15 protein-coding genes are annotated in these 20,686 nt (G+C 64.2%); 13 read left to right on the plus strand and 2 right to left on the minus strand.

Annotated elements, in window-relative coordinates:
* Positions 1-21 precede the first annotated feature (21 nt).
* Both ABIA96_RS15630 and ABIA96_RS15635 read left to right on the plus strand, forming a co-directional pair.
* On the plus strand, positions 22-1,290 hold the full coding sequence (locus ABIA96_RS15630) for a lipoprotein-releasing ABC transporter permease subunit (protein WP_502918820.1): 1,269 nt from the start codon (positions 22-24) through the stop codon (positions 1,288-1,290).
* 6 nt (positions 1,291-1,296) lie between these two features.
* The gene (locus tag ABIA96_RS15635) at positions 1,297-2,001 is read left to right on the plus strand and encodes an ABC transporter ATP-binding protein (RefSeq protein ID WP_354138187.1); all 705 of its coding nucleotides are present in this window, start codon (positions 1,297-1,299) and stop codon (positions 1,999-2,001) included.
* A gap of 127 nt (positions 2,002-2,128) precedes the next feature.
* Here ABIA96_RS15635 and ABIA96_RS15640 read toward each other — a convergent pair whose 3' ends face one another.
* On the minus strand, positions 2,129-3,208 hold the full coding sequence (locus ABIA96_RS15640) for a zinc-binding dehydrogenase (protein ID WP_354137934.1): 1,080 nt from the start codon (positions 3,206-3,208) through the stop codon (positions 2,129-2,131).
* 597 nt (positions 3,209-3,805) lie between these two features.
* Between ABIA96_RS15640 and ABIA96_RS15645 the strand changes: the two genes are divergently transcribed.
* From ABIA96_RS15645 to ABIA96_RS15660, 4 genes are all read left to right on the plus strand, one after another.
* Positions 3,806-3,985, plus strand: coding sequence for a hypothetical protein (locus tag ABIA96_RS15645; RefSeq protein ID WP_354137935.1), 180 nt, complete (start codon positions 3,806-3,808; stop codon positions 3,983-3,985).
* 468 nt (positions 3,986-4,453) lie between these two features.
* Positions 4,454-5,227 (plus strand): helix-turn-helix transcriptional regulator, encoded by a 774-nt coding sequence (locus ABIA96_RS15650; protein ID WP_354137936.1) that lies wholly within the window; start codon positions 4,454-4,456, stop codon positions 5,225-5,227.
* A gap of 195 nt (positions 5,228-5,422) precedes the next feature.
* Complete coding sequence (locus ABIA96_RS15655; protein WP_354137937.1) at positions 5,423-6,031, plus strand: hypothetical protein; 609 nt, start codon at positions 5,423-5,425, stop codon at positions 6,029-6,031.
* Positions 6,032-6,127: 96 nt separating this feature from the next.
* Positions 6,128-7,480, plus strand: coding sequence for an alpha/beta hydrolase family protein (locus ABIA96_RS15660; RefSeq protein WP_354137938.1), 1,353 nt, complete (start codon positions 6,128-6,130; stop codon positions 7,478-7,480).
* 220 nt (positions 7,481-7,700) lie between these two features.
* Here ABIA96_RS15660 and ABIA96_RS15665 read toward each other — a convergent pair whose 3' ends face one another.
* A complete protein-coding gene (locus ABIA96_RS15665; RefSeq protein ID WP_354137939.1) occupies positions 7,701-8,936 on the minus strand; it encodes a hypothetical protein in 1,236 nt (411 codons plus the stop codon).
* 536 nt (positions 8,937-9,472) lie between these two features.
* Between ABIA96_RS15665 and ABIA96_RS15670 the strand changes: the two genes are divergently transcribed.
* The 7 genes from ABIA96_RS15670 to pyrH all read left to right on the plus strand — a co-directional run bounded on the left by ABIA96_RS15670 (position 9,473) and on the right by pyrH (position 20,643).
* A complete protein-coding gene (locus ABIA96_RS15670) occupies positions 9,473-10,192 on the plus strand; it encodes an outer membrane protein (RefSeq protein ID WP_354137940.1) in 720 nt (239 codons plus the stop codon).
* Positions 10,193-10,645: 453 nt separating this feature from the next.
* Positions 10,646-14,149, plus strand: a complete 3,504-nt coding sequence (gene dnaE / locus ABIA96_RS15675; RefSeq protein WP_354137941.1) for a DNA polymerase III subunit alpha — start codon at positions 10,646-10,648, stop codon at positions 14,147-14,149.
* Positions 14,150-14,268: 119 nt separating this feature from the next.
* Positions 14,269-15,021 (plus strand): carbonic anhydrase, encoded by a 753-nt coding sequence (locus ABIA96_RS15680; RefSeq protein ID WP_354137942.1) that lies wholly within the window; start codon positions 14,269-14,271, stop codon positions 15,019-15,021.
* 161 nt (positions 15,022-15,182) lie between these two features.
* Entirely contained in the window at positions 15,183-17,609 is a 2,427-nt protein-coding gene (locus ABIA96_RS15685) for a caspase family protein (protein WP_354137943.1), read from the plus strand.
* Between the two features lie 210 nt (positions 17,610-17,819).
* Positions 17,820-18,809, plus strand: coding sequence for a 30S ribosomal protein S2 (locus tag ABIA96_RS15690; RefSeq protein WP_354137944.1), 990 nt, complete (start codon positions 17,820-17,822; stop codon positions 18,807-18,809).
* A 134-nt stretch (positions 18,810-18,943) separates the two neighbouring features.
* On the plus strand, positions 18,944-19,867 hold the full coding sequence (gene tsf / locus ABIA96_RS15695; RefSeq protein WP_354137945.1) for a translation elongation factor Ts: 924 nt from the start codon (positions 18,944-18,946) through the stop codon (positions 19,865-19,867).
* A 59-nt stretch (positions 19,868-19,926) separates the two neighbouring features.
* Positions 19,927-20,643: a UMP kinase gene (gene pyrH, locus ABIA96_RS15700; protein ID WP_354137946.1), complete on the plus strand. Its 717-nt coding sequence runs from the start codon at positions 19,927-19,929 to the stop codon at positions 20,641-20,643.
* Positions 20,644-20,686 lie beyond the last annotated feature (43 nt).

Consider the following 20,686-nt stretch of genomic DNA (forward strand, 5'->3'; position numbering starts at 1 on the left):
TATCGAGCGATGGATGACACCATGACCCAAACCGTACAAACCGCACCTTTCGCGCCCTTCGAGTGGATGCTGTCGGCCCGCTACCTGCGGGCGCGCCGCAAGGAGGGATTCATCTCGGTCATCGCCGGGTTCTCCTTCCTCGGCATCATGCTTGGTGTGGCGACGCTGATCATCGTGATGGCCGTGATGAACGGCTTCCGCAAAGAGCTGCTCGACAAGATCCTGGGGCTGAATGGGCACATCCTGGTCCAGCCGCTGGAATCGCCGCTGACCGACTGGAAGGACGTCGCCGAGCGGATCAGTCAGGTCCAGGGTGTCCGGTTAGCTGCCCCCGTGGTCGACGGCCAGGCGCTGGCGTCCTCGCCTTGGAACGCCTCGGGCGTGCTGGTGCGCGGCATCCGCTCCGACGACCTCAACAACCTCACCTCGATCGCCAAGAACATCAAGCAGGGCTCGCTCGAGGGATTTGACGACGGGCAGGGCGTCGCGATCGGCCGGCGGCTCGCCGACCAGCTGTCGCTGCATGCCGGCGACAGCGTGACCCTGGTGGCGCCGAAGGGCGCGGTGACCCCGATGGGCACGACGCCGCGCATAAAACCCTACAAGATCGTCGCCGTGTTCGAGATCGGCATGTCCGAATACGACCTCGGCTTCGTCTTCATGCCGCTCGCCGAAGCGCAGGCCTATTTCAATCGCAGCAGCGACGTCACCTCGATCGAGGTGTTCACGACCAATCCGGACAAGATCGACTCCTTCCGCAAGTCGGTGACGGAGGCCGCGGGCCGGCCGGTGTTCCTGGTCGATTGGCGCCAGCGCAACTCGACCTTCTTCAACGCGCTCCAGGTCGAGCGCAATGTGATGTTCCTGATCCTGACCATGATCGTGCTGGTCGCCGCCCTCAACATCGTCTCCGGCCTGATCATGCTGGTAAAGGACAAGGGCAGCGACATCGCGATCCTGCGCACGATGGGCGCATCGCAGGGCTCGATCATGCGGATCTTCCTGATCACGGGCGCGTCGATCGGCGTGGTCGGCACGCTGGTCGGCTTCTTCGTTGGGCTGGTGATCTGCCTTAACATCGAATCGATCCGGCAATTCCTGTCCTGGCTGACCAGCACCGAATTGTTTTCGCCGGAGCTGTATTTCCTGTCGAAACTGCCCGCCGAGATCGACGTCGGCGAGACCACGGCCGTCGTCATCATGGCGCTGACGCTGTCGTTCCTGGCGACGCTCTACCCGTCGTGGCGCGCCGCGCGCCTCGATCCCGTCGAAGCGCTGCGGTACGAGTGAGGGGTGATGGAGCAGCAGCAGGGGGCCGAGGATGTGCCGGTCATTTATCTCCACGAGATAAAGCGGCAGTACCTTCAGGGCGAGGCGGCGCTGACAATCCTCGACAACGCGAAGCTCGCGCTGTGGGCCGGACAATCCGTCGCGCTGGTGGCGCCGTCGGGCTCGGGCAAGTCGACGCTGTTGCACATTGCGGGCCTGCTCGAAGCGCCCGATTCCGGCGAGGTCTACGTCAATGGCGCGCCGACCTCGCAATTGCCCGACATCGAGCGCACCCAGCTTCGCCGCACCGATATCGGCTTCGTCTACCAGTCGCACCGGCTGCTGCCGGAGTTCTCGGCGCTTGAGAACGTGATGATGCCGCAGATGATCCGCGGCCTGAAGAAGTCCGAGAGCGTCAAGCGCGCCAAGGAGATCCTGGGCTATCTCGGCCTCGGCGACCGCATCACGCACCGTCCTGCGGAGCTGTCGGGCGGCGAGCAGCAGCGTGTCGCGATCGCGCGGGCGGTGGCCAATGCGCCGCGGGTGCTGTTTGCGGACGAGCCGACCGGCAATCTCGATCCGCACACCGCCGACCACGTGTTCCAGGCCCTGATGCAGCTGGTCAAGGCCACCAAGGTGTCGATGCTGATCGCGACCCACAACATGGAGCTTGCCGGCCGCATGGACCGGCGCGTGTCGCTGGCGAACGGTCAGGTCATCGAGCTCGAATAAAACTGCGAAAACAACCCCATGCACAGTAGACGGCCGCAGCCGGTGACGGTCGGGGTGACGTCTGCCATCCATTTGACAGAGCAGGCAAACCCGCCGCAGCAGCGCAGCGCCGCAGCGGGCCGGCCGGTTACGGCCTGACCACCGTCAATTTAAATGGTCCGCCGTTGGCCGCGGCGTGGGCGACGGCCTCATTGACGTGGTCGAGGTCGAAGTTCGTCGTCTTGTATTCGTCCAGCCGCAACAATCCCGCGCGCACCAGGGCAATGAGACGGCTCGCTGCATCCGGCGGATACATCCAGACGCCGTGGATGGAGACGCAATTGCGCATGATCCAGGGGTAGGGCAGCTCGAGCCCTGCGCCGCCCGCCATGCCGACGCCGCCCATCAGCACGACGCGGCCGTAGGCGCGCACCGTCATGACCGCCGCCCGCACCACGTTCGTGCTGACCGAAGGCGGCATGATGTCGAACACGCAATCGATCGGGCCTCCTGCGGCGCGCTTCATCCCCTCGCGGTCGTCGTCCTCGTTGCCGGTGAGCCTGACCGGCTTCACCCGCGCCCCGAAGCGGCGGACGAGGTCGGCCAGGATCGCTTCGTTGCGGCCGGGGGTCACCACGCAGGCCGCGCCCATCGCCAGCGCGACGGAGACGGCTGCGCTGCCGAAATTGCCGGTGGCCCCGCTCACCAGCACGGTCTCTCCCGCTTGCAGGTTTGCGGCGAGAAAGCCGCCATAGGGCACCAGCGCCGTTCCCAGCGCGCACCATTGCGAGGCTTCCTCGGACGTGATCTGGCCAAGCTTCTTCACATTCTCGGTCGGCACGCGCATCTGCTCGGCATAGGAGCCGTGGCGAAAATGCTGCTGCAGGCGCATGCCGCCGGGGCCGGCGGCCGTGAGCCCTTGCAGTGCGATATCGGGCGCAACGATGTCGTCGCGCGAGCGCACCGTCGGGTCGCAGAACACCCAGTCGCCAACGCTGAGCTTGGTTGCGTCCGGGCCGATCGCGCGCACCCGGCCGATGCCGCCGGGGCCGGGGATGATCGGCAGGTCGAGCGCATAGTTGCGTTCGCCGCTGAAGACCTCGTTCATGTAGGACAGGACGCGCGTGGCGACGACATCGACGATGACCTCGCCGGTGCCGAGCACCGGATCCGGGGCGGTCTCGACCACCAGCGGTGATCCCAGGGATTTAAGTACGGCAGCTTTCATGATGTTCACCTCGAAGTCGGGTGAAGCTCATATGCGCCGCCTTCGCAGGGACAAGAAGGCCTGGTATTATCCTAGTATTCAGTGGGCCCAGCATGACGTGGCGCCGGGGCGAGGATCGCCCTGAAGGGACGCGACAGCGTATAGGCTCCGTTAACGGCTCCGATTAATTTGCACGTCGGCTTGAGGCGCAATCCTTCAAATTTTTCTGCCAGACTGGCGCAGCCGAACGGGAGACAATTTCGATGCACCGATCGCCTCACTTGGCCTGCGCCGGGCCTCACAGCGCGCTGATGGTCACAGCATGGACCGCGCTCGATGCTGCCTTCGATCTTCGAGACTTTGAAGTCGTCGAAGCTTGCCGCCGCGTGCTGGACGCAATCTATTCCGGCAGGCCCGCGAGCCGTCGCGATTTGAGCACTGTGCTGGACTTCTTTGCTTGAAGGGCACCTTTGGAGGCGCTCTCCGGCCCCTTTTGACGGGAGCGAGCGGTCGACCAGAAGGGCCTACGACCTTAACGTTGACTGGTGAGGTTAATTCCAATCTGCGTTTGTTCATCGCGGCCGAGGCCGGTAGTCATTGATCCAACAGAGATGATCGATGCCCGACGGCACAGCCGAGCAAAACATGGAGCCAGCCAATCCACGAAAGCTGCTAGATTGGCTTTTGCCACTGGCGTATTTCGGCGTGGCGGGCGTGGCCACCGTTGTTTGGCTCGCAGTGCTTGCCTGGCTTGTCCGGCATCCCATCCGCTATCTGATCGCGTGGCTGTTCGGATAAACAGGCAGGCTTAAGCGATTAATACCGCCAGCTTCATCGCTGCGCACGCGATCATTCCCCACAACGCCAAACTAATCAGCAGCGCATCAGCACTCACGCGGCACCCCCGTGCATTGCAAGATCAGATTGATGCTGATTCGTGGAAGTTGCCAGATAATCCTGTTGTGCGACGCCACAACCCTGAAGGGAGCGGACGCGGCCGTCGGGATCGAGCAGCATCCGCGCCTTTGATTGAACAAAGCGACCTTTTCCGCGCAATGACCCTGATACGATCGTGCTTCACCCCGACAACGGTCTACATGGTCGGCGACCGCCGCCTGCCCATCGCCGGGCGTCACGATCAGCGCCATCACATCGTTGGCGTCACTGAACGAAACATCAGCAAACGGTGATGCGCACATCTTGCGGACAGGCGCGGGCCTGGTATTATCCTAGTATTTCCAAAACCCTCTGTCACGGGAACGTGCGATGGCCGACCCACGCCGCGTTGAATTCGGCGATTTCCTCCGCTCCCGCCGCGAAAAGCTGTCGCCGAAGACCGTGGGCCTTCCCGCGGGCCAGCGGCGGCGCACCGCGGGGCTCCGCCGCGAGGAGGTCGCCCAGCTCGCCGGCATCGGCGTCGATTGGTACATCCGGCTCGAGCAGGGCCGTACCGTCAGCCCGTCGGTCACGACCGTCGATGCGCTGGCGCGTGCGCTGCGCCTCAGCAAGACCGAGCATTCGCATCTGAAGGCGCTGGCGCGCAACGGCGACAGGCGTGCATTCGCCCGCGAGATCGTGACGCCGCCCATCCTGCGGCTGGTCGAGAGCCTGCCGCACCCGGCCTACATCACCGGGCGGCGCTGGGATGTGCTGGCCTGGAACGAAGCCGCCGAGGAGATCTTTGCGTTCGGCCGATTGCCGGAGGAGGATCGCAACACGCTGCTGCTGATGATGACCAACAAGCGCACGCGAAAATCCTACGGCGCGGGCTGGGCTGACGTGGCCAAGCGCATGGTCGCGATGTTTCGCGCCACCCACGATGTCTGGGCCGGAGATCCAGCCTTTGCGGAATTGCTGACGCGGCTGCGCGATGGGAGTCCCGAATTCGTTAAATGGTGGGGCGCGCACGAGGTGCATGGCACCTTGTCGGGCCGCAAGACCATGACCCATCCCACCAAGGGCGTGCTGCATTTCGAGCACACCAGCTTTCAGGCCAATGACGATCCGGCGCTGAAGCTCGTGATTTATACGCCGGTGTGAGGGCCAAGGACCAATGGCGGTCGAGCGTCAGAATCCGAGAGCCGTAGTCGATGCCGCGATCGATTTGAACGACGCCGCTGGCGGCCAAACGGCGTGCGAGCCAGCGGAAACTTCTGGCAGGACAACGCAACAAGAGATAAAGGTTCTGCTACCTCAAGTGGGCGTTCTGATAATCCAATCGGCGGGTTTTCGGCAATGAACGCGCAATCCATTTACTCGTCGCGTCGTTATCGGCTGGCATTGCTGCTCCTGATGATCATTCCATTTCTCCCGGAATTCGTCATCCTCGCAACAGGAGCCAGTGCAGCCTTTATGGGCTGGGATCAGAGGGGCTTGTGTACCTTTGCGTCGGAGCGTGCCTCGAGCATCATCGATTTTGTATTGAAGGTCTCGGTAAGCTGGATCGTGGTCGCTGTTGGCAATCAGCTCAAATGGCTCATTGTGTTCTACATCGCCTTAACCACGTGGCTTTGTCTCTGTCTGATTCTGGTAAGCCTGGGTTGGGCGTCCAGGCTCAGTCGTCTCCTTCTCGGCTTCGCTGTGGCCAGTGTCTTGGCATTCCTGCCCTACTTTGGACCATGGCTGGCCTTGGCGAGCGTTGCTGACGAGAATTGCAGGACAAATGAAGCAGGCTTCGGGACCTGCGTAGCGCTTGGCGGTTACGTCTGGAACGCGCACGACACCGTCCGCATAGGCTGGCTCGCTTCGTATGGCATTCCGCTCGCATTCGGAATTTTCGGCATCTATGCGATCATCGTCGTATTTTCGATCCCTGGAAAGAAAACGGCTTCCCCGATTGGATGATAACGCGACTACAAAAATACCACCTAAGGTCGCAAAAAAGCTTGCCAACCGCGGCCGATTATGGCGCAATGTAGAAGTTTAACCTGGGGGCCATCGATGTTTCCAGATTCCTCAAATTTCTTTTCTCGTCTTTTTTTCATTGTCGGATTGTGCGCGCTGACCTTGCCGCATCAGGCGGCTGCGCAATCGGCGCGAAACTTGCCATGCGGCTTTGGCATTCCGCAAGAGCAGGGCCGTCTCATCAGTGCAGAATACTCAGCGCCTTGCGCCCGCTATTACGCGCCTTACGCGATCATGGCCGCGGGTGCCTATGCTTCCGTTAGTGATTATGAAAAGGAGCGAGCCGCGGGGAGATCCGGCGCCGAAGTGGCAGTGATCGGCCTGGGAGCGCGGGATGAGATTACGGATTACGCCAAGACGCTTATGCGGGGATGGAGCTATCGATTTGGGAGCGAAGGCTACATCCAATGCCTCCACGACAAAGATGCAGCCTTTCCGCAAGACGACGCTTGCAAGAAAGCGCTGCCGGGCAGGTTGAAGCGATTCATCGGTTCATATACGGGGCCCGCGTTCAACGTTTGGGCCCACGGGAGAAGATCCGCCCGATGTAACGAAGTGAGTATTGTGTTTCGTGGCACGGAGAAGCCGGGCGATTTTCTTTCCAATTTTCGCGGTTTCACCGATTGGGCGGCCGACGAAGGTTATCATCAACTACAGCGCAACATCGACGCCATCATCGGAAGAGTAACGAGCCTTCCCTGCTATAGGAACGCATCAACACAAATCGTTTCTGTCGGGCATTCGTTAGGGGCCGGCTTGGCCGAATTTTCTGCTTTTGCTCCTCGGCCAGGTCCGCGCATTGCAAAAGTGTTTGCCTTCAACCCCTCGCCGGAGACAGGCGCCAGGCTGATCGACCAGGTCACGCTGGATAGGAACGTCGGAAAGGGTGAAAGCAACGCGCTGGAGGTCGATATTGTCTATCACCCTGGCGAAATTCTTGAACAGGTGCGCGAATATGACCAGCAGTTTCCACTCCGGGAGCATTGTTTCCCGCTCGTGCGGACTGTCAGGTTCGACGTCAACAAGGGACGCGGGCTCGTTTCTCAGCACGGCATCCGGGGAACAGGTTTCTTTGCCTATGGAATCGTCAAGACATCGAACGAATGGGGTCAGCCGCTGTCGATGCCGCCAGAAGTGAGCGATTGCCCAACGCGATACCGCCGCGGAGTAAACCCATTGGTAGCGGCTGCGCCAGGGCAGACGATCGGTGGCGATTCCTTCGAGAGGATTGCCAGACGTGGGTCGAGAGTTAGGTCGTATGCACTGAGGAGCGCCTACGCAGCGAATTCAAAGGTGGCGAAAAACAGATCAAGGCTGCACGTGAACCGAGAGATCGGCACCACCGCAATGTTGGATCGCAACTTCTCTCAGCCTGACCCTGCACGATGATTGGTTCGCCGTCGTAGCTAACGCTGCGCGGAACAAGATGCCGCCGACATGGCGAGCGAGCACGCCGCCGTGACGATAAAGCCGCTCCCCTTGGTCGTCGCGGCGACCGCGGGATGCTATCAAGAGTACAGCCCAGAAGCCTTTCGATTGCAGTACGGCGTGCTCAGGGACGTCTTGCAGGGGATCCCGTCTCCGGACTGAACGCGACGCTCCGGCGGTCCTAGCTGCCGCGACCCTGCAGAGGAACCGATGGCCAGGGGCTCTTCGGTGCGGCCGTCGCCGGTGGGCACGTCGCCCCAAGCTGCGTCCATGCCGACCGCAGGCCCGTGGCGTCGATGTCGAACTTTGTCGAGTCTGCGGTGTCGTCCGGCTTTCGCGTGATCTCCCGGACATGCAGGGAGCGCGACGCCATGATCGCCCTGAACGTGCCGAAGTCGAGCGAGCCGCTCCACATTTCATATTTGCCGGCCCGCACCGGAAATCCTCCGGCCTGCTCGTTGGGGTCAGCGTCCGCCGTCATCATGATCGTGCGTTTGCCGACGGCCGCCTCGTCGATCTCGGCCGCGAACATCAGCGGCACGCGATTTTTGATGTCGCAGTACAGGCGCCATTCCATCGTTCGGAACGACGGGCCGTTTTCGTTCTTCAGCGTTGCGAACTTGCTGATGTATGGCCGGGCTCCTTTCTCCAGCCGCCACATCGTCTCGGCAAGCGGTCGCGTATCGATGCCGAACCTGTCGATCTCGGCGCGCGTCAGCACGTGCAGGTTTTCGAACTTCACGGTGTGGATCAGTTCATCCAGCTCGCGGCTGATCCCCATCGCCGCAATGTAGGCGGTGCGGTCGCGGTCGGAGGCTGCCGTGCGACGTTGCCTGAATTCTGCGAGCAACGCTGCAGGCGGATGGCCGTGAACCGCGAAGACGAGCCTGGAATTATGGACCGCCAGCGCCGCGTCCGGTGCCACCTCGCGCGACGTCGCGCCGAGAAACAGGTAACCGCAGGCAGAGTTGCACATCGCATGATACGTGGTGAGCTCGGCCTCGACCTCGCCGCCTGCGTTCTTCGCCTTCAGGCATGCGGCGTCCACCTGCGTGCCCGCGGCACATGCCGTCGCAAGGGTCTGGCCGACCCGCGCGACCGCCTTGCGGCTGCGCAACAGCCTCCCGATGACATAGGACTGCTCCACGTTGCCGCCGGGCGAATGAAGGTAGATCGGACGCTGCGTGTCCTTGACGCCGGCGAGGAAGCGGCGAATGCGCGACGCAGCATCGCCATCAACCTCGCCCTCGATTGCGATCCAGCGGTCGCAGCCCGGCCCGCAGGCGTCGGGTGCCCCCTTGGCAAGATAGATCGTCAGCCTGGAGGCAAATCCGGCTTTCTCGGCCGGAGTCTGTTCTGCACGCAACGCGCCGGCGATCGCCAGCGAGAGCACGAGGAGCAAAATGCGGGCAATCATGAAATGCGGAGACCAGACGCAATGAAGGAGACGAGCCGACGCTATATGAGGATCGACGCGATCACAACTTTTGGTGGCAGATCGAACTGCCTCACCCGAGGCACCCAGATCAACGGCCGCAATCAACGTGCTCCGAGCGGCGAGGGCGCCGCTTCTTGTTCGGGAAGTAGGTGTTCACATGACGCGTGCCAAATACGCGCGGCGCTCACCCCGACATGAACGTAATTGTGGCGAGCGAAAATGTGGCGACAATTGGGTAGGGGAACTGTGAGCGCGTCTTCGCGTGTTCGATCACAGGATCGTGCGCGCGACGTCGTTACACGCGATCGCGCTGTATGTCGTATCGATGCCATTGGAACTGCTGGGAACTCTTGTTTCAAAGGGTTTCCGTGCACGCTTCGCTAAACTTTCATTAATGAAGCGCTGCCCTTTGGTGCGAACTGTGGCGTCGAGGTTACAGCAATTTCATCCACCGCTGTTATGACGTCGACATGGCCCGGGGGCCTAACGACGAAACTGGAACGGGATTCATTCAAATGAACAAGAACATGTTGCTTGCTGCTGTGAGCCTCGTCGCGATCGGCGCGACCGCGCCGGCGCTGGCTGCTGACCTGGCTGCGCGGCCTTACACCAAGGCGCCCGCGATGATCGCGACCGTCTATGACTGGAGCGGCTTCTACATCGGTATCAACGGCGGTGGCGCTTCGGCTCACACGACCTGGGATCAGCTTGCTCCGGTGGTTGGCGGCGAAGGCTCGCACAACGCGACGGGCGGCACGGTCGGTGGCCAGGTCGGTTACCGCTGGCAGTCGGCGCAATGGGTGTTCGGCTTGGAAGGCCAGGGCAACTGGGCTGACTTCTCCGGCGACAACCTGAGCGCGCTCACCGGCTTCAACGATCGCTCGAAGATCGATTCGTTTGGTCTGATCACCGGTCAGATCGGCTATGCCTGGAACAACGTCCTGCTCTACGCGAAGGGCGGTGCGGCTGTGGTTGGCACGAAGAACGAACTCCGTTTTGCCGGCGCGACCGTTGCGTCCGTCAGCGACACCCGTTGGGGCGGCACCATCGGTGCGGGCCTCGAGTTCGGCTTCGCTCCGAACTGGTCGGTTGGCGTCGAGTACAACCACATTTTCCTGTCGGGCAAGGACGTCACCTTCGCCGGTATCCAGACCGACCACGTCAAGCAGGACGTCGACATGGGCCTCGTCCGCCTGAACTACAAGTTCGGCGGCCCGATGATCGCCAGGTACTGAGACCAGCCGCTTCGCAAGACGCGGTTGTCGAAAGCCCCGGCCTTGCGCCGGGGCTTTTTTATTGCGTGAATTCAGCAGGTTAACCATTTCATTTTGAAGCGGCTGAGATCGCTTGACTCCCGAGAACGAAATGAGAACAATGTTCTTCATACGTTCTAGTGATGGAGCAAGCCATGTTCAGGATTTTCGTGGAAGAAGCCGCTGCACTGACGTCGATCGCGCTGTTCGTCGGGATGGTCGCGATCTGGGCCCAGGTCATACCGCAGCTCTAGCCTAGCCGGCCCTTGTCGGCCTCCTTGGGGAAAAGCGGGATGAGGCGGCCGATCGGCCGCTCCGGCGTGGACTCTGGCGCGACGAGCCCCCACCATTGTGAGGCGAGTCGGCCGGGTGCGTGCAGATGCCTCCACTGCCGGCGAGCGCCCCATCTCATCTGCAAGAGGCCGTCACGCGACCATGCCGAGCGCCGGATTTGTCCACCTTCACGTTCACTCGGCCTATTCGCTGCTCAAGGGCTCGATCAAGATCGCCAAGCTCGCGGAGCTGGCGAAGAAGGACCACCAGCCGGCCCTGGCACTGACTGACACCGACAATCTGTTCGGTGCGCTCGAATTCTCGGACAAGATGGCGGGTTCCGGCATCCAGCCAATCGTCGGCTGTGAGCTCGCGATCGATTTCGGCGACCAGGATCCCACCGCGCGCAACGCGCTGCCGCCCTCGCGCGTGGTGCTGCTGGCCGCGCAAGAGCGTGGCTATCGCAGCCTGATGCGGCTGAACTCGCGCGCGTTCCTCGAATCGCCCGACAGCCACGCACCGTTCATCAAGTTCGATTGGTTCGACGGCGAGACCGAAGGCCTGATCGTCCTGACCGGCGGCCCCGACGGGCCAATCTCGCTGGCGCTTGCGAGCGGCCAGACTGAGGTTGCCGCCGCGCGTTGCGAGCGACTTGCCGGCCTGTTCGGCGATCGTCTCTATGTCGAATTGCAGCGCCACAATCTCGACAAGGAACGGCGCGTCGAGAGCGGGCTGATCGACATCGCCTATGCCAAAGGCCTGCCGCTGGTGGCGACCAACGAGCCGTATTTCGCCGCGACCGACGACTACGAAGCGCATGATGCGCTGCTCTGCATCGCCGGTGGCCGGCTGATCGCGGAGACCGAGCGCGAGCAGCTCACGCCCGATCACCGGTTCAAGACCCGCGCCGAAATGGCGGTGCTGTTCGCCGACATTCCGGAGGCGCTCGCGTCCACGGTGGAGATCGCCGAGCGCTGCTCGTTCCGCCCGATGACGCGCAAGCCGATCCTGCCGTTCTTCACGGTCGGCGCCGCAGGCAGCTCCGATGCGGCTGCGGTCGAGGCGGCCGAATTGAAGCGGCAGGCGGAGGAGGGGCTCGCCAATCGGCTCAGCGTCCACGGCGTGTCGCAGGGCACCACGGACGAGGATTACAGCGCACGCCTGGCGTTCGAGCTCGACGTCATCATGCGCATGAAATACGCGGGCTACTTCCTGATCGTGTCCGACTTCATCAAATGGGCCAAAGGTCAGGGCATTCCGGTCGGACCGGGCCGCGGCTCCGGCGCAGGCTCGCTGGTGGCGTGGGCGCTGACCATCACCGATCTCGATCCGATCAAGTTCGGCCTGCTGTTCGAGCGCTTCCTCAATCCCGAGCGCGTGTCGATGCCGGACTTCGACATCGATTTCTGCCAGGACCGCCGCGGCGAGGTGATCAAGTACGTCCAGGAGCGCTACGGTCGCGACCAGGTCGCGCAGATCATCACCTTCGGTACGCTGCAGGCGCGCGGCGTGCTGCGCGACGTCGGCCGCGTGCTGCAAATGCCGTATGGCCAGGTCGACAAGCTCACCAAACTGGTGCCGCAAAATCCGGCCGCGCCGGTGACGCTGGCGGCTGCGATCGAGAGCGAGCCGAAGCTTCAGGCCTTTCGCGATGAAGACCCGGTGGTGGCTCGCGCCTTCGACATCGCACAGCGCCTCGAAGGCCTGACCCGCCACGCCTCGACCCACGCGGCCGGCATCGTGATCGGCGATCGCCCGCTGAGCGAACTCGTGCCGATGTATCGCGATCCGAAGTCGGACATGCCGGTGACCCAGTTCAACATGAAATGGGTCGAACCGGCGGGCCTGGTGAAGTTCGACTTCCTCGGCCTGAAGACGCTGACCGTGCTCGACGTCGCGTGCAAACTGCTCAAGCCGCGCGACATCCATGTCGATCTCGCGACACTGCCGATCGACGATGCCGAGAGCTACCAGATGCTGGCGCGCGGCGAGGTGGTCGGCGTGTTCCAGGTGGAAAGCCAGGGCATGCGGCGCGCGCTGGTCGACATGCGTCCCGACCGTTTCGAGGACATCATCGCGCTGGTCGCGCTGTATCGCCCGGGCCCGATGGCGAACATCCCGACCTATTGCTCGCGCAAGCACGGCGACGAGGAGTCCGAATATCTCCACCCCGTGCTGGAGCCGATCCTGAAGGAAACCTTCGGCGTCATCATCTACCAGGAACAGGTGATGCAGATCGCGCAGGTGATGTCGGGCTATTCGCTCGGCGACGCCGACCTGTTGCGCCGCGCCATGGGCAAGAAGATCCGCGCCGAGATGGACAAGCAGCGCGACATCTTCGTCGCCGGCGCAGTGAAGAACGGCGTGCCGAAAGCGCAGGCCGAGACCATCTTCGAATTGCTGGCGAAGTTCGCCGACTACGGCTTCAACAAGAGCCACGCTGCGGCTTACGCGCTGGTGTCCTACCACACCGCCTACATGAAGGCGCATTATCCCGTGGAGTTCATCGCGGCGTCGATGACGCTCGATCTCAACAACACGGACAAGCTCTCCGAATTCCGCTCCGAGGCGCAGCGCCTCGGCATCAAGGTCGAGCCGCCGAACATCAATCGCTCCGGCGCGTCCTTCGAGGTCGGCGACAAGGTCATCTACTACGCGCTCGCCGCGCTCAAGGGCGTCGGCATCCATGCGATCGACCAGATCATCGAGGAGCGGACCAAGCGGGGGCTGTTCACCTCGCTCGCCGACTTCGCGGCACGCGTCAATCCGCGTGCGATCAACAAGCGCATCATCGAAAGTCTCGCCGCCGCTGGCGCGTTCGACACGCTGGAGCCGAACCGCGCCCGCGTCTTCGCCGGTGCGGACTCGATCCTGGCCGCCTGCCAGCGTGCGCATCAGGCCGAAACCATCGGCCAGAACGATATGTTCGGCATGTCGGCGGACGCGCCGACCATCATGCTGCCGCAGATCGAGCCGTGGCTGCCGGCCGAGCGGCTGCGCCGCGAATATGACGCGATCGGCTTCTTTTTGTCGGGCCATCCGCTCGACGATTACGCCACCGTGCTGAAGCGGCTGCGGGTGCAGAGCTGGGCGGAATTCTCGCGCGCGGTGAAGACCGGCGCCACCGCCGGCAAGGTCGCGGCGACCGTGGTCTCGCGCATGGAGCGGCGCACCAAGACCGGCAACAAGATGGGCATCATGGGGCTCTCTGATCCCACGGGCCACTTCGAGGCTGTGCTGTTCTCCGAAGGCCTCGCGCTCTATCGCGACGTGCTGGAGCCGGGCGCCGCGGTGCTGCTCCAGCTCGGCGCCGAATTGCAGGGCGAAGACGTCCGCGCCCGCGTGCTGCATGCCGAGCCGCTGGATGATGCCGCCGCCAAGACACAGAAGGGCCTGCGCATCTTCGTGCGCGATACCAAGTCGCTGGACTCGATCGCCAGGCGTCTGGCGGGCCCCGAGGCCGCGGGCACGAACGGTGCCGCGCCAAAGATCGGCAGTCCCGGCATCGCGCCACGCTCGAACGGCGACGGCGAGGTCTCGCTGGTGATGATGCTCGACCTCGAGACCGAGGTGGAGATGAAGCTGCCCGGCCGCTTCAAGGTCTCGCCGCAGATCGCAGGCGCCATCAAGGCGGTGGCCGGTGTCGTGGACGTGCAGCAGATCTAGCCTGTTGCCGCGAAGGCGCGTCGCGGGTGTAGTGGTTTCGTCATGTGATCGCGGCTATGATCGGCCGCGATGGTGCTCGTCGATGAGGGCGCGTCCGTGGCGCCGGGAGGGAGCGGGACATGTGTGATCAGTGCTCTGAAACCATGACTGACAGGCTGACGCCGTCGCGGCGGTCCGCGATGCTGCTGACTGCTGCCGCACTTGGCACCGCCTTCGGCGGCGGAGCCTTCGCCAAGGGCAGCAAGCCGCCGCCCAAACCGCAGAACGTTCTGTCGCCGGACGCGGCGTTGAAGCGGCTGATGGAGGGCAATGCGCGCTACGTCGACGGCGTGGCGCGGCGCCACGATTTCAAGCATGAGCGCGAGGCGCTGGCCGGCGGGCAGAACCCGTTCGCGGCGGTGCTGAGCTGCGCGGACTCGCGCATCGCGCCGGAATATGCCTTCGACACCGGCCGCGGCGATCTCTTCGTTTGCCGCGTCGCCGGGAATTTTGCCGGCACCGAAACCATCGCCAGCCTGGAATACGCGGTCGCCGTGCTCAACACGCCGCTGATCCTCGTGCTCGGCCATGATGCATGCGGCGCGGTCGATGCGACGCTGAAGGCGATCAAGGACGACAAGCCGCCGCCGGGACACATTCCCTCGCTGGTCGATGCGATCGCGCCCGCCGCAAAAGCTGCGATGCAGCAGGGCGGGGAGGTGCTCGACAAGGCGATCCGGCAGAACGTGGTCGACAATGTCGCGAAGCTGAAATCGGCCGCGCCGATCCTCAGTGCCGCCGTGGAACAGGGCAAGCTGAAGATCGCCGGCGGCATCTACCGGCTCACGACGGGTACGGTGGATCTGATCGCGCAAGGCAAAGATCAAGGCTGAAGCTTACGCAAAAGCGTGAAGCTGACGCTGAGCTTACGCAAGACGTCGAGCCCGGCTGGCGCCATGCGGCCGCCTCAATCCGAGCCTTTCGTTCAAGTGCCGTTCAGCTGGCCGCGCGTCTCATGCGCGGTAGCATCTCAACAACAATAACGGGCGAGCACATGCGCGGGACACACAAGGTCTTCATCTGTCTCCTTCTGCCGATCCTGTTCGTTGCGGGCGGGCTTGGCCCAGTGCGGGCGCAGCAGCAGGAAAAGCGCATTGCGCTCGTGGTCGGCAATGGCGCCTATTCGAAGTCGCCGCTGGCAACCACCGCGAACGATGCCGGCCTGATCGCGCAGACGCTGCAGGCGGCGGGGTTCGATGTGGTCGGCGCACGCGATCTCGACGGCGACACGCTGCGCAAGAGCTTGCGCGATTTCATCCAGAAGGCGCAGGCCTCGGGACCCGGCACCGTCGCGATGATCTATCTGGCCGGCTATGGCGTGCAGCTGGCCGGCGAGAACTATTTCATCCCGGTCGATTCCAACATCGCGCGCGATACCGACATTCCAACCGAAGCACTGCGCATCAGCGACTATGCCCGGCAGCTCGCCTCGATCCCGCTCAAGGCCAGCATCGTCGTGCTCGACGCGGCGCGCGCGCAGCCCTTCATCGAGGGCGGCCAGCAGCCGATCGCGAGTGGCCTGGCGCTGGTCGAGCCCGATCCGAACATGCTGGTCGCCTTCAACGCCGCGCCGGGCACGGTGGCGCCGGAAGAGCCGGGGCCGTACGGCATCTATGCGCAATCGCTCGCCGAGATGATCCGCACCGGCGGCCTGTCGTTGCCGGAGGTGTTCGACCGCGTTCGCCTGCGCGTCAACGAGGCCTCCAAGGGCGCGCAGGTGCCGTGGGACGACCAGAAGGTCAGCGCGCAATTTGCCTTCTTCGAGCGCGCCCCCGACGCGCCGCCGCCGCAGGCTGCGCCCGACCAGGTCGCCGCGCTGCGCGACAAGCCGATCCGTGATCTCGGCGTGCAGGACGCCTATGCGGCCGCGCTCGAGCGCGACACTCTGCCGGCCTACGAGGAATTTCTCGCCGCCTATCCCGGTGATCCCATGGCGAAGCGCGTGATGGCGATCGTGGCGGCGCGCCGCGAGGCGATCACCTGGCGGCGGAGCTATCGCGCCGATACGCCGGACGCCTATTGGTCGTATCTGCGCCGTTATCCGCGCGGGCCGCATGCGGGCGACGCCCGGCGCAGGCTTGCGATCCTGACCGCGCCGCTCGAGCCGCCGCCGACCTTCGCGATGATGGATTATGACGTGCCGCCACCGCCGCCGGAGGAGGTGGTCTATGTCGACCGTCCGGTGCTGTATTTCAGCGACCCTGATTTTGGCTTCGCGCCGCCACCGCCGCCGCCAGTCTATTTCTGCCCGCCGCCACCGCCGGATTTCGTCGTGCTGGCACCGCCGCTCGCCGTCGTCGGCCTGTTCGTGCTGCCGCAACCGGTGTTCGTACCGATCCCGGTGTTCGTCAGGCCGCCGGTCTATGTCGCGCCGCCGCCGAACAACATAGTGTTTCAGAACATCCACAACACCACGGTCATCAACACCGTGATCAACCAGCCTCCGGCCGCGCTGCCGGCGGGAAATGCCGCTGCGGCCGCAGCCATTGCGGCGAACGGACCGGGGCGCGCAGGCGGGATGACACAGGTGCCGACGGCGGTGAAGCTCCAGGCGCAGGCGATCCAGGCCAATCCGACCCGGCAGCTCAAGCCGAGCCAGGCCGCGCTTGTCAGCAACCCGACGGCAAAGCCGGCGGCGATGATGGTGAAGCCGGTCAACGCCACGCCGACGGCAGTTGCGCCGCAGACGACCCCACCGGCGGCGGGCCACGCGCTCCCGATTCCGGGCGCCCAGAATACGCCACCCGCACCGGCTGGTGCGGCCCCGAACCGGCTGGCGCCGACGGCAACGGCACCGGCCAACGGTCTGCCGCAGGGGCATCCCAATGCGGCGACGGCGCCTGCCAATGCGGCCGCTCCGGCCAACGCTGCGACCGCACCGACCTCCAAGCCGCCCGTGGCACAAACGCCGCCAATCGGCGGGCCGCAGCCGCACGCGAAATCGCTGGTACATGAGCCGGCGGTCACTCCGCCGACAACGCCCCCGGCCGGCAAGCCCGCCGTGACCAACGCGAAGCCGACGCCGCCTTCGCCGCCACCAGTCGCGGCGCGGGAGCCGATCCGGCCGCAGAATCAGCGGGCCGCGCCGCCGCCTGTGCAAGCCGTAAGGCCGGCGCCGGCACCGCCGCGTCCGCAGGCGGTCGCAAGACCGACGCCGCCACCGCCACGAGTGGCAGCGCCGCCGCCGCGGGTGGCTGCACCTCCCCCACGGATGGCCGCACCACCGCCGCGGCCGCCAGTCGCCGCCGTACGGCCTCCGCCGCCGCCGGTGGCCCGCCCGGCGCCACCTCCGCCACCCCGGGTGGCGCCACCTCCGCCGCCTCCCCGGGTGGCTGTCGCGCCGCCACGGCCGGCCCCGCCGCCGCCACGTCCTCCTGCGGCGGCCCCGAGAAAATGCCCGCCCAATCAGCCAAAATGCTAGCGGGCAGGGCGGAATTGCCGGAATGGGCCTTTTTGCGGGCGGTAGAAGCCCCGAAAGGCCCTTATTTCCTTGCTTCTGGCCGAAATGGCGCTATACAGCGCGCCATCTCACACGGAAGCATGGCTCACAAGGCCGTCCGGTGGCAGCCGGGGCGACAACGCTCCGTCTTGCTCACACGCTTCCGGAGGAACCAACCGGAGAATTAGAACGATGGCAGTACCCGATTTCACTATGCGTCAGCTGCTCGAAGCTGGCGTGCACTTTGGTCACCAGTCTCACCGCTGGAATCCGAAAATGGCGCCGTTCATTTTCGGTGCTCGCAACAACATCCACATCGTCGACCTCGCCCAGACCGTGCCGCTGCTGCACACGGCCTTGCAGGCGGTCAGCGATACCGTCGCCAAGGGCGGCCGCATCCTGTTCGTCGGCACCAAGCGCCAGGCGCAGGACGGCGTTGCCGACGCGGCCAAGCGCTGTGCGCAGTACTTCGTCAATTCGCGCTGGCTCGGCGGCACGCTGACCAACTGGAAGACGATCTCGGGTTCGATCAAGCGCTTGCGTCATCTCGACGACGTGCTCTCGGGCGGCGATGCCTCCTCCTACACCAAGAAAGAGCGCCTGACGCTTCAGCGCGAGCGCGACAAGCTCGACCGCTCGCTCGGCGGCATCAAGGACATGGGCGGTCTGCCCGACCTGATCTTCGTGATCGACACCAACAAGGAAGACATCGCGATCCAGGAAGCCCAGCGGCTCAATATCCCGGTCGCTGCGATCGTCGACACCAATTCGGACCCGAAGGGCATCACCTATGTGGTGCCGGGCAATGACGACGCCGGCCGCGCGATCGCGCTGTATTGCGACCTGATCGCGCGCGCAGCGATTGACGGCATTTCGCGCGCCCAGGGCGATTCCGGCGTCGACGTCGGTGCTTCGGTTCGGCCGGTCGCAGAAGAGCTGCCCGCCGCAAGCGGCTTCCAGGGCCTTGCCGGTCCGCGTGGCACCGCCGACGATCTCAAGAAGCTCCCGGGCGTGTCGGGCGAGATCGAGAAGAAGTTCAACGACCTCGGTATTTTCCACTTCTGGCAGCTCGCCGAACTCGATCACACCACCGCGCACAAGATCGGCGAAGAGGTTGGTCTCCCCAGCCGTGCCGACGCGTGGGTGGCCAAGGCCAAGGCGCTGACCGCGGAAGCGGAATAGTCAAAAAGAGCGATGGGTTGGCCGGATCAACTCCGGCCACCATTTCATTCAGTTGACGCGAATCCCTGAGATGGACCGCGGCGGGGCGATCGGGCCGCGCCGCGGCAAATCAGCAGGCAAAAGGATTTTCAACGATGGCAACGATCACAGCTGCGATGGTCAAGGACCTGCGCGAGTCGACCGGCGCAGGTATGATGGACTGCAAGGCCGCGCTGACGGAAAACGACGGCAATTTGGAAGCGGCGCAGGACTGGCTGCGCAAGAAAGGCCTGTCGAAGGCCGCCAAGAAGTCCGGCCGCGTCGCGGCCGAGGGCCTGATCGGCGCGCTCACCAAGGGCAACAAGGGCGTGGTGGTCGAGGTCAACTCCGAGACCGACTTCGTCGCGCGTAACGGCCAGTTCCAGGGGCTGGTCAAGATGGTCGCCCAGGTTGCCTTCGACGTTGGCGCCGATGTCGAGAAGATCAAGGCCGCCAAGGTCGGTGACGTCACGGTGGAAGCCGCGATCAATGACGCGATCGCCACCATCGGCGAGAACATGACGCTGCGCCGTGCCGCCTCGCTCGAAGTGAGCCAGGGCGTGGTGTCAAGCTACGTTCACGGCGCGGTCGTTGAGGGCGCCGGCAAGATGGGCGTGATCGTGGCGCTGGAATCGCCTGGCAAGGCCGACGAGCTCGCTGCACTCGGCCGCCAGATCGCGATGCATGTCGCGGCCACCAACCCGCTCGCGCTCGAGCCGTCCGGTCTCGACCCGGCAGTCGTCAAGCGCGAGAAGGACGTGCTCGCCGACAAATATCGTCAGCAGGGAAAACCGGAGAACGTGATCGAGAAGATCGTCGAGTCCGGCCTGAAGACCTATTACAAGGAAGTCTGCCTGCTCGAGCAGGCCTTCATTCACGACACCGGCAAGTCGGTGGCACAGGCGGTGAAGGAAGCCGAGGGCAAGGTCGGCGGCGCCATCAAGATTGCCGGCTTCGTGCGCTATGCTCTCGGTGAGGGCATCGAGAAGCAGGAATCGGACTTCGCGGCCGAGGTCGCGGCGGCCAGCGGCAAGAAGTAAGCGCCGGAACGTTCCTTCCGGCGGCCGCCGGAAGCGGCGCCCGGACAAGGAAACTGCTCATGACTGATCCGGTCTATCGTCGCGTTGTGATCAAGCTGTCCGGCGAATATCTCGCGGGACAGCAGGGCTTCGGCATCGATCAATCGACCATGGACCGGGTTGCGGACGATCTGATCGCCGCCCGTCAGCTCGGATGCGAGGTTGCAGTCGTGATCGGCGGCGGCAACATCTTTCGCGGCGTCGAGGTGTCCTCCCGCGGGGTGTCGCGCCCGACCGGCGACACAATGGGCATGCTTGCCACCATGATGAACTGCCTCGCGCTTGAAGCTACGATCGAGCGCAAGGGCACGCCGGCGAGGGCGCTGTCCGCCTTCGTGATGCCCGAGGTTTCCGAGCTGTTCACTCGCACCGCGGCGCACAAATACCTCGCCGAAGGCCGGATCTTGCTGCTTGGCGGTGGAACCGGCAATCCGTTCTTCACCACGGACACGACGGCGGTGCTGCGTGCCGCCGAGATCGGCGCCCAGGCAGTGCTGAAAGCGACGAATGTCGACGGCGTCTACTCGGCCGACCCGAAGAAGGACCCGTCCGCCACGCGCTTCGATCGGCTGACGCATTCGCAGGCCATCGAGGGCGGCTACAAGGTGATGGATGCGACCGCCTTCGCACTTGCCCGCGAGACGTTGCTGCCTATCATCGTATTTTCGATCGCGGAGCCCGGTTCGATCGGCGCGATTCTGCGTGGCGCCGGCCACGGGACGATTGTCGCCGGCTGACGGCTCATCGGCAGTGCCCCGAGGGAAGGGCGCGGTGAGGTCG

It is taken from the genome of Bradyrhizobium sp. LB11.1 (assembly GCF_040549385.1).
Lineage (GTDB): Bacteria > Pseudomonadota > Alphaproteobacteria > Rhizobiales > Xanthobacteraceae > Bradyrhizobium.